This window comes from Deinococcus fonticola (assembly GCF_004634215.1).
Classification (GTDB): Bacteria; Deinococcota; Deinococci; order Deinococcales; family Deinococcaceae; genus Deinococcus; species Deinococcus fonticola.
Genome location: NZ_SMMH01000004.1, coordinates 139310 through 152603, shown reverse-complemented (window position 1 = coordinate 152603; position 13294 = coordinate 139310). Strand labels below are relative to the sequence as shown.

The 13294-nt window shown below is 64.0% G+C and carries 17 protein-coding genes and 1 pseudogene; 2 read left to right on the top strand and 16 right to left on the bottom strand.

What is annotated here, in order from left to right:
* Positions 1 to 7: 7 nt before the first annotated feature.
* The 15 genes from E5Z01_RS04045 to E5Z01_RS03975 all read right to left on the bottom strand — a co-directional run bounded on the left by E5Z01_RS04045 (position 8) and on the right by E5Z01_RS03975 (position 12174).
* On the bottom strand, positions 8 to 559 hold the full coding sequence (locus E5Z01_RS04045; RefSeq protein WP_135228197.1) for a TlpA family protein disulfide reductase: 552 nt from the start codon (positions 557 to 559) through the stop codon (positions 8 to 10).
* Positions 560 to 578: 19 nt separating this feature from the next.
* A complete protein-coding gene (gene ccmE / locus E5Z01_RS04040) occupies positions 579 to 1070 on the bottom strand; it encodes a cytochrome c maturation protein CcmE (RefSeq protein WP_135228196.1) in 492 nt (163 codons plus the stop codon).
* Positions 1067 to 1183, bottom strand: coding sequence for a heme exporter protein CcmD (locus E5Z01_RS04035; RefSeq protein WP_135228195.1), 117 nt, complete (start codon positions 1181 to 1183; stop codon positions 1067 to 1069). The genes ccmE and E5Z01_RS04035 overlap by 4 nt, the downstream gene beginning before the upstream one ends.
* Entirely contained in the window at positions 1176 to 1889 is a 714-nt protein-coding gene (gene ccsA, locus E5Z01_RS04030) for a cytochrome c biogenesis protein CcsA (protein ID WP_119765610.1), read from the bottom strand. Before ccsA ends, E5Z01_RS04035 begins: the two co-directional genes overlap by 8 nt.
* Positions 1890 to 2019: 130 nt before the next feature.
* Positions 2020 to 3144, bottom strand: a complete 1125-nt coding sequence (locus tag E5Z01_RS04025) for a M48 family metallopeptidase (RefSeq protein WP_135228194.1) — start codon at positions 3142 to 3144, stop codon at positions 2020 to 2022.
* A gap of 140 nt (positions 3145 to 3284) precedes the next feature.
* Positions 3285 to 4487: a YjgN family protein gene (locus E5Z01_RS04020; RefSeq protein WP_240738167.1), complete on the bottom strand. Its 1203-nt coding sequence runs from the start codon at positions 4485 to 4487 to the stop codon at positions 3285 to 3287.
* An 89-nt stretch (positions 4488 to 4576) separates the two neighbouring features.
* A complete protein-coding gene (locus tag E5Z01_RS04015) occupies positions 4577 to 4888 on the bottom strand; it encodes a hypothetical protein (RefSeq protein ID WP_135228193.1) in 312 nt (103 codons plus the stop codon).
* Between the two features lie 22 nt (positions 4889 to 4910).
* Positions 4911 to 5357, bottom strand: a complete 447-nt coding sequence (cdd, locus tag E5Z01_RS04010; RefSeq protein WP_135228192.1) for a cytidine deaminase — start codon at positions 5355 to 5357, stop codon at positions 4911 to 4913.
* A complete protein-coding gene (locus tag E5Z01_RS04005; protein ID WP_135228191.1) occupies positions 5350 to 6702 on the bottom strand; it encodes a hemolysin family protein in 1353 nt (450 codons plus the stop codon). Before E5Z01_RS04005 ends, cdd begins: the two co-directional genes overlap by 8 nt.
* A 270-nt stretch (positions 6703 to 6972) precedes the next feature.
* Positions 6973 to 7155: a hypothetical protein gene (locus E5Z01_RS04000; RefSeq protein ID WP_135228190.1), complete on the bottom strand. Its 183-nt coding sequence runs from the start codon at positions 7153 to 7155 to the stop codon at positions 6973 to 6975.
* A gap of 128 nt (positions 7156 to 7283) precedes the next feature.
* Positions 7284 to 7520, bottom strand: coding sequence for a hypothetical protein (locus E5Z01_RS03995; RefSeq protein ID WP_135228189.1), 237 nt, complete (start codon positions 7518 to 7520; stop codon positions 7284 to 7286).
* A gap of 129 nt (positions 7521 to 7649) precedes the next feature.
* Positions 7650 to 10154, bottom strand: coding sequence for a leucine--tRNA ligase (leuS, locus tag E5Z01_RS03990; RefSeq protein ID WP_135228188.1), 2505 nt, complete (start codon positions 10152 to 10154; stop codon positions 7650 to 7652).
* Positions 10151 to 10465, bottom strand: coding sequence for a hypothetical protein (locus tag E5Z01_RS03985; RefSeq protein ID WP_135228187.1), 315 nt, complete (start codon positions 10463 to 10465; stop codon positions 10151 to 10153). Before E5Z01_RS03985 ends, leuS begins: the two co-directional genes overlap by 4 nt.
* Positions 10466 to 10684: 219 nt before the next feature.
* On the bottom strand, positions 10685 to 11638 hold the full coding sequence (locus E5Z01_RS03980) for a hypothetical protein (RefSeq protein ID WP_338069130.1): 954 nt from the start codon (positions 11636 to 11638) through the stop codon (positions 10685 to 10687).
* Positions 11635 to 12174 carry a gamma carbonic anhydrase family protein gene (locus tag E5Z01_RS03975; RefSeq protein WP_135228186.1) on the bottom strand — a complete coding sequence of 180 codons (540 nt, stop codon included), beginning with the start codon at positions 12172 to 12174 and terminating at the stop codon, positions 11635 to 11637. The genes E5Z01_RS03980 and E5Z01_RS03975 overlap by 4 nt, the downstream gene beginning before the upstream one ends.
* Before the next feature lie 170 nt (positions 12175 to 12344).
* Between E5Z01_RS03975 and E5Z01_RS20340 the strand changes: the two are divergent.
* A pseudogene (locus E5Z01_RS20340) lies at positions 12345 to 12662 on the top strand (phosphotransferase-like protein); the annotation flags it as partial.
* Between the two features lie 49 nt (positions 12663 to 12711).
* Entirely contained in the window at positions 12712 to 12900 is a 189-nt protein-coding gene (locus E5Z01_RS20335; protein WP_205750461.1) for a phosphotransferase-like protein, read from the top strand.
* Between the two features lie 39 nt (positions 12901 to 12939).
* Here E5Z01_RS20335 and E5Z01_RS03965 read toward each other — a convergent pair whose 3' ends face one another.
* Entirely contained in the window at positions 12940 to 13269 is a 330-nt protein-coding gene (locus tag E5Z01_RS03965; RefSeq protein WP_135228185.1) for a hypothetical protein, read from the bottom strand.
* Between the last annotated feature and the right edge of the window lie 25 nt (positions 13270 to 13294).

Below are 13294 nucleotides of genomic sequence, written 5' to 3'. Positions count from 1 at the left end.
CTGACCTTCATAGGGGAGACACTCCAATTTTTTTCAGGCCTTCGTTCAGGCGCTCGCGGCTCAGGCCGCCCTTGTCGATGTGACGCACTACGCCGCGTGAATCGATGAACACCGTCTGCGGCAGGCCCGACACCTGGTAGGCACTCCCGGCGTCCATCTTCGCGTCGATGGCGTTGGGGTAGGTCAGGCGGTACTCCTTCACGAACTTGCGGGCGTTGCCCAGATTGCTGTCCTGAAACAGCACGCCCAGCACCTGATAGTTGCCGCGTTGCCGCCGGGCATCCAGGTCACGAAAGAGAGGCGCCTCGTCACGGCACGGGCCGCACCACGACGCCCAGAAATTCAGCACCAACGGACGCCCCCGGAACGAACTCAGGTCGACCGATGACCCGTCCAGGGCCTTCAGGACAAAAGTGGGCGCCGGCTGCCCCAGCAGTGAACCGTCCGCTGGCCCGCCCGGCGCGGGGCGCAGCAGCAGGAGCGCCAGCACCGCCACCAGCACAAAAGCCAGCAGCGGCGGCAGGAACCGCAGGGGAGAGGAGGTGCGGCCCAGTCTCATGTGGCCTGTCTCACCCGCATCAGTTGGCAGGCCTGGCGTCCTGAAGCATCTTCTTCAGGTCGGCCTGGTTCTCGGGAACGTTGTACTCCTCGGAGTGCTTCACGATCAGTTCAGTGGCGTGAAAGGTGGTTCCCTGGAACTCGCCGCGCACCACCACGCCCTGGTTTTCCCTGAACAGGTCGCTGACCGCCCCTTGGTACTTCACCGGAAAACTGACCCCGCCGTCCGTGACGGTGAAACTCAGGTTCAGGGATTGCGGGTCGTTCTTCACGTCCTTGACCAGCCCGCCAATGCGGATGGCCTTGCCCTGCAACCTGTCCTGTTGCTGCTGGTACTCGGTGGGCGTGACGAAATATTCCAGGCTTTTGCCCACGTTGCCGAACAGAATGAAGCCCGCCAGGCCGCCCACCGCCAGCACCCCCAGCAGGGTGGGCAGCGGGCTGCGTTTGCGCCGCCGGGCCTGCGGCAGGGCCTCAGGCGAACCGGGGGCAGGGGAAGGGGTTCCGGTCATAAGTCGTCCTTTGGCAGGTTTTTGAGGCGCAGCCACATCCAGGCCAGGTAGCCCAGCAGCAGCAGCAGCGTCACGGCGTACACCACGATCACGTAACTCGAGTACTTATCCACGGATAGATTCTCCCTTCAGGTTCAGGTCGCCCAGCAACTCGCGTTCCTCACGGACTTCCTCGCGCAGCGCCAGGATACCGCGCACGCGCAGCAGGTACAGGTATAGCAGCGTAAAGGCCAGCGTGGCCACCAGCAATACCCAGCCGTAAATGGGCGCGGCCTCGAAGCTGGGTTTGCCCAGCAGGCGCAGCGTCTGGGTCTGGTGCACGCCGCGCCACCACTCCACCGCCATGTAATTGATGGGCACGTACAGCGTCCCGACCAGGCCCACCACCGCCGACACGCGCGCGCGCCGATCCGGGTCGTCGATCAGGCTGCGAATCAGGAGGTAACCGCCGTACACCACCAGGCTCAGGGCGGTGGTGGTCAGGCGGGCGTCCCACGTCCAGTACACGCCCCAGGTGGGTTTGGCCCACAGCATCCCGCCCAGGATGGTGCCCAGCGTGAACAGCACGCCGATCTCGGCGCTGGCCATGGCCAGGCGATCCCAGCGGCGCTCGCGCCTGAGCAGGTACAGCAGGCCGAACACGCCCGTGCCGATGTACGCCAGATAACTGAGCCAGGCGCTCGGCACGTGCAGGAACATCAACCTGACCAGCGAACCCTGGTTCACGTCCAGGGGCGCCTTGAGGCCCAGGGCCACCGCCACCAGCAGGCTCAGCAGCGTGGCGGTTCCCAGCAGCGTCGTAAGGCGATCTTTGAGCATCCTGTCTCCTCTTCTGCGCTCTGCGCCGGGCCTTGACCTGAAGTCGGCCCACCTCCGCGTTCACGCTGGCTCCAGATTGCCGCAGCGCCCGCTTTCCCGCAAGTCCGACTGTCCCCGCCGCCAGCAGCCTTCAGGGAGTGGGCTTGCCCTGTTCTTCGATGGCCCTCAGGTGCTCGATGCGCTGCTTCGTGCCGGGGTGGGTGTTCAGCATGTCCTCGGCGCGGCCGGCATCCTGAATGCTGTCCTCGGTGGCTTTGAGGTCGTCCTTTTCCAGCCGGGCCAGAATGCGGCGCAGCGGCGAGGTGGTGCCGTAGGCCTGCATCATGTAGGCGCCCGCCACCTCGTCCGACTGGGTTTCGGCGCGGCGCGAGTAGCCGTTCGAGAGCAGGGTGGTCGGCACGGCGGCAGCAAAGGACGTGGCGCTGACCAGGTCGCCCGTCAGGGCCACCCCCAGCAGTGAGAGGCCCAGGCCCTGGTAGACGCTGCTTAGCGCGTGCCGGTGTGTGACGTGGCCGGTTTCGTGGGCCAGCACGCCCATCAGTTCGCGGTCGCTGCCGGCCAGCGCCACCAGTTGATCGGTCATGACGACCGTGCCATTGGGCAGCGCAAAGGCGTTTGCCCCGATGGAAAACCCGCGCCCGCCAGCTTTCTGCGGTTTGCCGTCACGCAGCAGCAGCGTGTAGGGGTACGCTCCCCCGGCCCAGTCGCGCACCTGTCGGAATTGCTGCTGCAACTGCGCCTGCCGCGCCGCGCTGAGCCTGGACGGCCCCATGAATTCCCCGTTGTCCAGCAGCTTGATGGCTTCACGGTCAAATGAGGCCAGCACGCTGCGCGGGGTGGCGGCCGCCGCCTGCCGCGCCAGGGCCGGCAGCCCGTAAGTCAAAAACCCCCAGGTGAACACCCCCAGCGCCGCCAGCGCCGCCAGTGTCAGGCTCCAGCGCGACTCGATGTGCCGCACCCGTCCCAGACCCCGGTTGCGGGTGGTGCCCGCCTCCAGCCGTGAGATGGCCGCGTCGTCCGGCGTTTCAAAGCGCCCCCCGCCCGGCAGTTTCACGATGCGCCGGATGCGCCCCAGCGGCGGCTCGATGCGCAGGTCGCTGACCTGCCAGCGTTCTTCCAGCGCGCTCAGCGGGCCGTCCGGCTGCACCTGCAGCAGCACCTGCTCGCCCACCACCTGCAACAGGGCCGCGCGGTTGCGGCTGCTGTGCCCATCGAAGTAAATCCCCTCTATCTTCAGGTTCAGGCCCTCAGTCATCACGTCCACCCCGCCAGAGTCGTTCTCCAAATTTCGTCAGGCGGGGAAAGATATCCCACATGACTCCATTCTTCGTCCTGCTCATCTCCATTCATTCGCTTCGCTCGGACAAAAGGCTCTGCGTTCTTTTGTCAGATGCGCTAGAAACCCAGGTTGATGTCCAGCAACTCGGTGGCCGCCTCGCCCAGCGCACTTTCCTGTTGCCCCATCTCCGCCGTGAAGTCGTCCAGGTCGGCGATGGCCCGCACCTGAATGTGCGGCGCGAGGTAATTCATGCGCCGCACCGCTGCCCAGGGCGTCAGAAGGCCCAGCGTGAGAAGTTGCGCGGCAGTGTTCGACAGCGTGATCCACACCAGCCGCCAGGGGCTGAAGGTGGCCCCCAGGCGCACCACGCCCCCCAGTTCCACGTTGTTCAGGACGTACTTCATGGTGGCGGCGCGCACGTACTGCCAGGCCCCCAGGTAGACCAGCAGAAACACCAGGTACGCCGTCGCCAACGCCGCCACTATGCCAGTCATGCTCGCGGCGCTGAGGTCCTCCCAGTCCGCCAGACTCCCCAGATCGAGGGCGCTGAAGAGGCCGAAGCCCAGCAAGCCCAGGCCCAGCAGCAGGATGACCCCGCCAAGGGTCAGGCCCAGGCCAGTCAGGCCAAAGATGAAAAACGGCCCCACATCGCCCCGGAAGCGCCCACTCGCCTGACCGTAGTGCACGCCCTCGACCTGGTAACGCCGCTGCATGAACCACGCCCACGGCAGCGCCAGGCCCACGAAGCCCGCCGCGACGTTCGCCAGGCCGTACGTGACATAAGCCTGCCCCAGCGACCCCTGGAAACTGAAGTGCAGTCCCCGGTGCACGGTGCTGCGGGCCAGGAAGCGCAGCGACTGGCGCACCAGCCACGGGTACAGCAGCACGAAGAGTCCCACCACGATACCCACCACCCACTCCCAGCCCTGAAACTGAAACTGCATGGCCGCGTTGTATGTCCCGAAAAGCGCCGCCACCAGCAGGTAACCGCGCAGCAGCGCCCAGGGGTTCGCGGTGTACTCGAAGTTATGCCCGTCCACCCAGGTATTGCCGTAGAAATACTGCCGCGTCCGTACCCGCGCCCACGGCGTGTACAGCCCCAGCGTCACCACCGACAGCGCTACGTTCACGATCCAGATACGAAAAAACTCTGCCGAGGTGCCCGTGAACGACAGCGGAAACGTCCGCACCTGCGGCATCGGAGCCAGGCCCACCAAACCCGGATTCACTTCATTCACAGGTCGTCCGTACGGCACGCCGCCCGACGCACCAGCAGTCCCCGGCTCAGAAATGGGAATGAAGTCCGGCGGGTCAGTCATGCCGGCATGTTAAAGCAAAAAGACGTGGTGGAGCCGCGCATTTGCCGCCGCCCCACCCGCCCGTCTCCTGAATGCTCACTCTCGAATGCTCAGCGCCCAAATTCGCGTTCCAGCCACTCGCGCTGCCCGCCCTCGGCCTCCAGCGCCTGCCCGGCCAGGTTCAGGTAACGCTCGCGGGCCGCCTGGGCGTCCTGCGCGGTGATGCCATACTTCGCCGGGTCGGCGATCAACTCCCGGATGAAAGGAAACACCTTGCAGTTCGCGTACACTTTGCCGTTCACGGTGACGTCCGCCGGCCACATCAACAGGTATTCCAGCGCGTAGGGCGCGGGTTCCAGCACGCACCCACCCGGATACGGGATTTTCTTCGGGCCGGGAAAATCAACAACTGGGTCAGTCATACGTCCTCCATGTCTACTCCGTCTACTCAGTGCCGATTTCGTGCCCATCGTCGCGGTGCTCCAGGCGGAAACCGTGCGGCAGGAAATCACGTACCAGGCCGCTGACCACCTCGCCGTGCTGGTTGACGCACACCACGCGGGCCTGCGGCGAGAACTCGAACAGCACCTGGCGGCACGCGCCGCACGGACTGGCGGGCGGGCTGGCCTCGCTGTACACCACGATATCGGTGAACTCGCGTTCCCCGGCGGTGTTCATGGCCTGCACGGCGCTCTGCTCGGCGCAGCGGGCCAGCCCGTAACTGGCGTTCTCGACGTTCGCGCCGAAGAACACCCGCCCGCTGGGGGTGCGCAGCGCGGCCCCCACGCGGAACTTGCTGTAGGGCGCGTAAGCCTGCTTGAAGGCCGCCTTCGCTCCCTCCAGCAACTGCGGGTCGGGGACAGCAGCTTCAAGCATGGTGGCCTCAGTCATGGTGGATCTCCTCGGCGGCGTGCCCACTCAGCGCGTCGAACTGCGCCGCCCGCTCCACGCGCACGCGGGCCACGCGGCGCTGATCGGCGGCCTCCACCGTGAAAGCCCAGCCGTCCTGAATAAAGCTCTGGCCCACCTCGGGAATATCCCCGAAGAAACTGGTCATGAAGCCCGCCAGCGTGCCGTACTCGGCCTCGCCTTCCTCCAGTTCGTTGCCCAGGCGCTCCTCGACCTCGTGGATGGTGACGCTGCCGTCCATCAGGTAAACGCCCTCGCCCAGCACCTCGATCAGCGGAATTTCTTCCTCGTCGGTCTCGTCGTAGATTTCCCCCACGATCTCTTCCAGGGCGTCCTCCAGCGTGGCCAGGCCCGCCGTGCCGCCGAACTCGTCGACCACGATGCTCATGTGCGATTTCTTGTCACGCATCTTGGCCAGCAGATCCTTGATCTTCATGCCTTCGGGCACGAAGAACACCGGGCGCATGATGTCGGCGATGCTCAGGTGATCGAGTTCCTCCAGGTGGCCCAGCACGTCATTGGTGTGGGCGATCCCGACGATGTTGTCGGCCGTGTCCTGAAACACCGGAATACGCGAGTACCCGTGTTCGACGTTCAACTCCAGCAGTCGCCGCAGCGGCGAGGCGCCGTCCACGACCACCATGTCCACACGCGGCGTCATCACCTCGCGGGCGGTGGTGTCCGACAGGTCGAAGACGTTGTACACCAGTTCCTTTTCGCTGTCCTCCAGCACCCCCTCCTGACTCGACGCGCTGACGATCATGCGAATTTCTTCTTCCGAGTAAGCGGTGTGGTGGCCGGCCACCGCCTTCAACCCAAAAAGGCGTACCACACCGTTCCCCAGGGCATTCAGGCCCACAATGGCCCATTTGAAAAGAGTGGTGAAGAACAACAAGGGACGAATAATGGCCAGCGAAACCTGCTCACTGCGTTGCAAGGCCAGGCTTTTGGGCGCCAGCTCGCCAAAAACAATATGCAGGATGGTGCTGATAGCGAACGCCACCGCGAACGAGATGGTCTTCTCCTGCCCCGGCGTCAACGATAGGTTCATCTGTTCCAATAGCGGGTGCATCAGGTGCTCAATGGCGGGTTCCGCCACGAAACCAATCGCCAGACTCGCCATGGTGATCCCGAGCTGCGTGGCCGCAATGTACAGGTCAAGGTTTTGTAGGGCGCGGTGCGTGACACGGGCGGCCGCATTGCCTTCCTCCGCAAGTTGCTCAATGCGGGTGCGGCGCACACTCACCAGCGCGAACTCTGCCGCGACGAAATAGCCGTTCATCAGCACCAGCACAAAAAGGGCCAGCAGGCCAAGCAGATCATTCATTAAAAGGCGCTCTCCTGAAAAGCGCCGCAGTCATTCGCAAGGCACATGCTGCTCACCTGCGCCGGTGCGCAGCGTGTCGATGACCGAAAGGGCTGGTTGGCCACAGTAAAAAACGCCGCCTTCAAGCGGTGTTCACCGGGCGTTCTGGTAGAGCCGGAACTGGGAGGCTCCATAGACGAAAGCGAGTTTAACACACGCCCCTGGCCTTCCGAAAAAGATTAAGCCCCGTGAAGGGAAGTTCAACGGGGCCAGCACCGGGAGGAACGGGGATCAGAACAGTTTTTTCTTCAGCAGGGCGCTCAGGCCCTTGGTCTGCTCGGGCGCCGCTTTCTTTTCGGTCATGGGTGTTTTGGCCGACCGGACAGCGGGTTCGGCGGGCAACGTCTCAGCTTCGATATCGACTTCATCCCACTCGTAGATTCGGATGTGGCGGCCCACACGCTGGTCAGTCATGCCCGAAGTTTACGCGTCGCGATTATCAAAACTCTTACACCAGCGTGAGAAATACGGGGCTTTATCGTTGCTGTCTGCCCGTCGCGTTGGCCCTTCAAACGATCTTTGTCCTGCTGTGAGGGCGCAGATCAGGATGAAGTTCTTATTCGGCCCTGCTGCCACTCGCGCCAGTGTTGCTGAGCCGTTCCGAAATGACTGACCATCCCCACCAGGGCCACCAGACCAAACGCCGTCCAGGCGATCACGGCCCACGCATTGCCTTCCGGCAGCCGAACGGAAATCCGCCACAGGCTGTACAGGGTCATGACCGCGCCGCAAAGCGACCCCACTCCGTAAATCAACGCCGTGGCCACCAGATGCGCCATACCCTCCTATGCTACGCGCTGGGCATGGCGAAACTGTCACGCTGTAGGGCCTCCCGTCAGCCTTTGCCCCTGCCAAAGAGAACGCCCCCGCCGGCACGCAGCCGAAGCGGGAGCTTTTCGCCGATGAGGTTAGCGAACCACGATATTGATGATGCGCCCTGGCACGTAGATTTCCTTCACCACGTCCTTGCCCTCGATGAAGCGGGCCACGTCCGGGTTGGCTTTCGCGGCGGCCAGGGCTTCTTCCGGCGTAGCGGTCTTGGAGATGTTCACCTCGCCGCGCACCTTGCCGCTCACCTGCACACCGATGGTCACGCTGTCGCGGGTGGCCGCCGCCTCGTCCACGCTGGGCCACTGCTGAACATGAACGCTTGCCGGATCGCCCTGCGGCGTCCCCAGTCTCTGTTGATACAGCTCCTCGGCAATGTGCGGCGCGACGGGCGCCAGCATCCGGTTGAAGATGCTCAGCGCCTCGTCCCAGACGGGGGTGCCGTACACCGGGCTGCGCTTGGCTTTCACCAGCGTGTTCGTCAGTTCCATCAGCGCGGCAATGATGGTGTTGAAGCTCATGCGCTCGAAATCCGTATCCACCTTCTTCAGGGTGCTGTGCACGGCGTAGCGCACGTCCGCTTCGGTCAGTTTCTCCTCGGGGCCGACCGGCTTCTCCTCGAAATACAGGTTCCACACGCGCCCCAGCCACTTCGCCGGGCCGCCCACACCGCGCGAGTCCCACGGGCCGCCCAGTTCCCACGGCGCGATGAACATCAGGAAAGTCCGCACGGTGTCGGCGCCGTACTCGTTCACCAGGTCATCCGGGTCGATCACGTTGCCGCGAGATTTGCTCATCTTCTCGCCGTCCTCGCCCAGGATCATGCCCTGGTTGCGCAGCCTGGCGAACGGTTCATGCTGCGTGGTCAGGCCCATGTCGCGCATGACCTTCGTCCAGAAGCGGCTGTACAGCAGGTGCAAAATGGCGTGCTCGATGCCGCCGGTATACAGGTCGACCGGCAGCAACTTCGCCTTGCTGGGGTCGAACGGGCCGCCCTCGTAGTGCGGCGACAGGTAACGGTACATGTACCAGCTGCTGTCCACGAAGGTGTCCATGGTGTCGGTGTCGCGCTCGGCAGGGCCGCCGCAGTTCGGGCAGGTGGTGCTGCGCCACTCCTGATCCAGTTTCAGTGGACTCTGCCCGGTGGGCGTGAACTCCACGTTTTTGGGCAACTTGACCGGCAGTTGATCGTAAGGCACAGGCTGCATGCCGCACTTCTCGCAGTGAATAAACGGCACCGGCGTGCCCCAGTAGCGCTGGCGGGCAAACAGCCAGTCGCGCAGGCGGTAGGTGGTCTTGGCTCTGGCGATGCCCTGCGCCTCCAGCTTTGCCACAATCGTAGCGATGCTGGCCTTGCCGCCGGGCATCCCATCGAACTCCCCGGAATTGACGATCAGCCCCTCACCGCTGTAAGGCGCTTCGGGGTGGTCGCCCATCGGTTCAGCCCCTTGAGCGCGAATCACTTCCTGAATGGGCAGGTCGAACGCCCTGGCAAACGCGAAATCGCGCTCGTCGTGCGCGGGAACGGCCATGATCGACCCGGAGCCGTAGGTCGCCAGCACGTAATCCGCCACCCAGATCGGCACCTGATGCCCGCTGATCGGGTGCGTGGCGAAACTCCCCGTAAACACGCCCGTCTTCTCGCCTTCCTGCTGGCGTTCCACGTCCGTCTTGCGCCCGGCGGCCTTCACGTAAGCCTCCACCGCCCCGCGCTGCTCCGGGGTGGTCAGGGCCGCCACTTTGGCGTGCTCGGGGGCCAGCACCATGAAGGTCGCGCCCATCAGGGTATCGGGCCGCGTGGTGAACACCGTTTCCGGGCCGGCGGGCGTATCGAAGGTCACTTCCGCCCCCACCGACTTGCCGATCCAGTTGGTCTGCATCAGGCGAACCTTCTCGGGCATATCGGTGTGCGTGAAATCCAGCAGTTCATCGGCGTAGTCGGTAATTCGCAGGTACCACTGGTTCAGGTTGCGCCGCTCGACCGGGGTGCCGCAGCGCTCACACGCGCCGTTCACGACCTGCTCGTTGGCCAGCACTGTCTGGTCCTTGGGGCACCAGTTCACCAGGCCGTCTTTCTTGTAGGCCAGGCCGCGCTTGTAAAACTCGATGAAAAACCACTGGTTCCAGCGGTAGTACTCCGGGTCGGACGTGGCAAACTTGCGGCTCCAGTCGATCATGGTGCCCATGCGCTTAAATTGCCCGGTCATGTGATCGATGTTCTGGTAGGTCCAGATGGCCGGATCGACATTGTTCTTGATGGCGGCGTTCTCGGCCGGCAACCCGAAGGCGTCGAAGCCCATCGGGAACAGCACGTTATAACCGCGCATACGCAGCCAGCGGGCGCGGGCATCCGGCGCGATATTCGCGTACCAGTGGCCGATATGCAGGTTGCCCGACGGGTAAGGAAACATGGTCAGGGCGTAATACTTCTCGCCCGGTGCGTCCTCGTTGAACGTGTACAGGCCGTCTTTTTCCCACTGCTCCTGCCATTTGCCCTCGATGGCATGAGGGTTGTACCGCTCGGCGCGGGGTTCGGTGATGTTCGGCTTGGTGGTGTGATCCGGAACAGGGGTGTCGGTGGTCATGGTGTGTTCTCCTGAACTTTTGAGGGGTGTTTAGATGACATCGCTAAATCCGTCGTTTGAATGGCTTCAAGAAGGAAAGAATCCACTTCGTCTGGCGTGAGGGCTGAGGAGAAGCCCTGCGCGGCGCCCACCGCTGCTATGGCCTTTCCGCCTGCAAGACCCAGCGAGATAAGGACATGAACCAGCAGGACGGGGCCGCTGCCCTGCTGCTGCACCAACTTCTGAAGGCAGATGAAAGGCCGCTCGCCACTCCCTACACCTTGCAGAATCTGGTTGGCCAGAACCTCCACAATGCCGACCTTTGCTGTCATTCTTCACCTCCCCATCCAAAAAAAGCCCCGCGCAAAGGCGGGGACAGGCACACGAGCGTTCAGGCTAGGTGCGAAGTCCCCGACTTTGAAGCGCAGAGCAGATCATGGACAGGAGTTTAGCCGATTTCGGGGCGCGGTGCACCGTGCGACCTGGGACGCTTCCGGAAGTTCCTGTCAGGCCGCCGCACCCCAGCTGCCCGCCCGGTTTACTCCTCCCTTTTACCCTTCGCGGAGGTAGCCGGTTTTGCTGAAGTCCTGGAGCAGCGGCTCGATTTCATGCAGGGCCAGGTCTTCGCGCATGGCGTACTCGGCCGGGGTCAGGTTTTGCAGGATGGCTTTCATCAGGCCGATGCCGGGGGGGCCGTACTTGGCTTTGAAGGACAGGTGAATGTCGGTGATGGGGTTCACGGCGTCTCTGCCGCGCAGGGTGGGGCTGTAGGTGTGGTGCGCCCACCCGGCCAGGCTGCGCGGCAAGATCAGCGTCTGCGGGCGCAATGGCGCAGGAAAAGCGCCCTCGTAGGGCAGGGTAGCGGGCATGGTGGCCACGATCTCACCGCGCGCGTAGAAAATGGCGCCGCTGGGGCGGGCGTGCAGGCCAGTGAAGTCCTCGGTGAGGTTGAATTTCCAGGCGCGTGACCCGACCCCGCTCAGAACGTGCGCCAGCGTGTGCGAGAGCGGATGCGCCGAAATGTCTGCGCCCTGCTCGTACAGGTTCAGCATTTCTCCCAGTGCCTGTTCACCCGTGGCGCTGGCGGCCGCGGCGGCCACGGTGCGGCCCTCGAACACCAGCACGTAAGCACTCTGGTCGCCCAGCGAGGCGTGGATGTACCCATGCCACGCGATCTCGTGCAGGTATTTCAGGAAAGCGTGCAGGTCGCAGTAAGGCGCCCTCAGGCCCAGGTACGTCGGCGCACTTTGCGGCAGGAACCGCGCCAGGAAGGGGGCGGGGCTGGTGTACATGGGTTTCAGCTCGTCGATCAGGTCGACGGGTTCGTCCGCGATCTCGTTGGTGGGCGTTTCGGGCACTGCGGGCTCGTCATCCCCGATCCAGATGGGTGACTCCAGAACACCTTCCGCCAGGTTCTGCGGAAGATTATGGGGCAACTGCTCCTCTGCCTTTGGCGGCTGGCTGGTGCGGGGCGCCGCTGGGCGGCGTTGACGGGGATCGGTCACACCCACTCCTCCTCGTGCTCAGTGCGTTTTCCCATTGCCGGGCGCAGGCCCGCGAGGTAGCGCTGGGCGTTCTCCACGTAACGCGGCGCGTTCGACGGCGCCGCCACGTCCCGGATCACGCGGGCGGGGATGCCCACCGCCAGTTTTCCGGCTGGCACCTCCGCACCCTCGGGCAGCAGCGCCCCGGCGCCCAGCACCGCGCCCGCGCCCAGCCGGGAGCCGCTCAGCATGACGGCCCCCATGCCCACCAGGCTTCCCGCCGCGCAGAACGCCCCGTGAACAATGGCCCGGTGGCCCACCGTGACGTCCCGCTCCAGCACGCAGGGAAAGCCCCGGTCCGTGTGCAGCACCGCGCCGTCCTGCACGTTGCAGCCCGCCCCCACCGTCACGGGTTCCAGATCCCCGCGCAGCACCGCGCCAAACCACACGCTGGCGTTCTCCATCAGCACCACCTGCCCGATCACGTCCGCACTCGGCGCGACAAAGGCGCTGGGATGCACGTCGGGCGTCAGTTCATCCAGGTTGTAAAGCGGCATAGGGCCTCCAGTCAGGGTGCATAGAACCCCCTGATACTACATGAACCCCGTACAGCAGGCGTGAAAAGAAGGCATCAAAAGCAGGTGTATCGACGGGCCAGGGCCAGGTGACCACGTTAAGCTACTGTGCGGATACCCCCACCGCTGGAAAAACCGGATACTGCTCCGTGATGCCCGGCTCCCTGATTCTCGTCAACGGCGCAAGCAGTTCCGGAAAGACCACCCTCTGCCGCGCGCTGCGTGACGCCCTGCCCCGGCCTTTTTTGCACTTCAGCCTCGACTTCTTCATGTTCGACGCCAACGTGTTGCCCCGCACACCCGAGGGGAGAATTCGTGACTGGACACAACTCCGCCCGCACGTCTTCCAGGGCTTCAACCGCTGCCTGCCCGCCCTGCTGGACGCCGGGAACGACCTCGTGGTGGACTACATCATTGAAACGCCCGCCATGTGGGCCGAATTCGGGCAGTTCCTGCACGGCCATGACGTGTTCCTGATCGGCCTGCACTGCCCCGTCGAGGAACTGCCCCGTCGAGGAACTGGAACGCCGCGAACAGGCCAGGGCCGATCGCCGTGCCGGGGACGCCCGCCGGGACGCCGAAACCGTCCACACCTTCACCCATTACGACCTGGAACTGGACTGCACCGAACCACTGGCGGAGAACGTGCAGAAAGTCATCCGGGCGTGCGAAAACCGGGAAGGGCAGCCCTTCGGCGGGGCTTCGTAGCTCCCCTCCCGGCGTGGCGACATGCCGTTCCGAACCGGATCAGTCCGTTTCCAGCACGCATACGTCCGTTTTTCCGTCCTTCGTCTTGATGCAGTTGATGTACGTTTCCCCCTCGACAGGTGCGCCCTTCAGGATTGCGAAGAAACTGGCGTCTCGCCTGTACTCGATGGCCGTTTTTCCGTTCAACGTGGGAGCTGAGTTGGGCTTGAGGTTCGGGTATTCCACGTAGAATTCCCTGTTGTTGAACGTGTAGGTCACGTACTGTGCCCCTGCTCCATACCCCGGACTGATGACGCAGGGGGCACGCGTCACGGCCTTTCCCTTGAACTCGTAACAGATGCCCAGCCGATCCACGCTCGGACGGGCCACAGCGAAGCTCAGAATGCTAAAAACA